The organism is Robbsia betulipollinis, from assembly GCF_026624755.1.
Lineage (GTDB): Bacteria > Pseudomonadota > Gammaproteobacteria > Burkholderiales > Burkholderiaceae > Robbsia > Robbsia betulipollinis.
Genome location: NZ_JAPMXC010000030.1, coordinates 1 through 1,276, shown reverse-complemented (window position 1 = coordinate 1,276; position 1,276 = coordinate 1). Strand labels below are relative to the sequence as shown.

General features: G+C 61.7%; 1 protein-coding gene. It reads right to left on the bottom strand.

Annotated elements, in window-relative coordinates; translation table 11 throughout:
- Positions 1-30: 30 nt before the first annotated feature.
- Positions 31-1,214 (bottom strand): IS3 family transposase gene (locus OVY01_RS22915; RefSeq protein WP_267849954.1). Its coding sequence is split into 2 segments (ribosomal slippage): positions 31-929 and positions 929-1,214, totalling 1,185 coding nucleotides; the frame shifts between segments, so codons are not numbered across the junction.
- Between the last annotated feature and the right edge of the window lie 62 nt (positions 1,215-1,276).

Here is a 1,276-nt window from a genome sequence, read left to right as displayed (position 1 = left end):
TGACCATGCCTCGGTTCCACGTACAGCAACTCACGCTACTTTTTGCATAGCTTCGTAATCACAAGGCGTGCGGTATCCGATTGACGAGTGGATGCGTTCGCGATTGTAAAACCCTTCAATCCAATCGACCACATCCAGTCTCGCCTGTGCCCGAGTTTCGTATCGGCATCGTGAAGTCTGCTCCACTTTCAACGTCTTGAAGAAGCTCTCCATCGGAGCGTTGTCCCAGGCGTTCGCCCGCCGGCTCATCGACACGACCATGCCGTATTGCCCGGCGAGCTCGCGGTGCGCCCAGCTGGCGTATTGACTTCCCCTATCGGAATGTAGAAGAAGTCCCCGGGGTGGACGGCGTTGCCAGTAAGCCGAGCGCAAGGCGTTGCAAACCAGCGTCGCATCGATGCGTTCAGACATCGACCATCCAACGACGCGCCGGCTTCCCAAGTCTAGAATTGCAGCCAGATAAAGCCAGCCTTCTCCCGTTGGGAGATAGGTAATATCCGCGACCCAGGCCTGGTTCGACGCCCAACCATCGAAGCGCCTGGCCAACACGTTCGGCGCCACGGGCAGGCGATGCGACGAGTCCGTGGTGGCACGCCAGGCTCGGCGATATACCGGCCGCAGCCCCTGGCGCACCAAGCTGCGGCGCACACGCTCCGCGCTCGCCTTCATCCCCTGCGCGGCCAGCGCCTTGACCAGCCTGGGACGACCGTAGGTGCCCCGACTTTGCGCGTGCAAGCGAGCAATCTCGTCATCGAACGCGGCACGCCGCTGGCCGCGCGCGCTGGGTGAACGCACCCGCCATTGGCAATAGCCGCTGCGCGAGACCTGCAACACCCGGCACAGGCGGCTCACATCGTATTGGTCGCGGTGAGCCGTAATCCAGGCATACTTCACCGCGACCCCTTCGCGAAGTACGCCGTCGCTTTTGACAAGATTTCCACATCGAGCTTCGCGCTCGCCAGTTCCTTGCGAAGCCGGCTGATCTCGGCCTCCATCTCCGACACACCCAGCTTCACGCGGGTGGCGGCCGGGGCTGCGCCAGAGACGCCCGCCACGCCATTACGCTGCTGCTTGCGTGCCCAGTTGCCTATCGTCGCCACCGGTACCCCGAGGCGGCGTGCCGCCTCGTTATGCCCTACAGAATTGGCCAACCTTGCCGCTTCCGTGCGAAATTCCTCGGTGTAGCGACGATTCGGTACGTTCTTTTCGACCATCTCGACCTCCGTTCAACAGATTATCCAACATCTCTGCTGTACGTCGTTTCGAGGCATGGTCA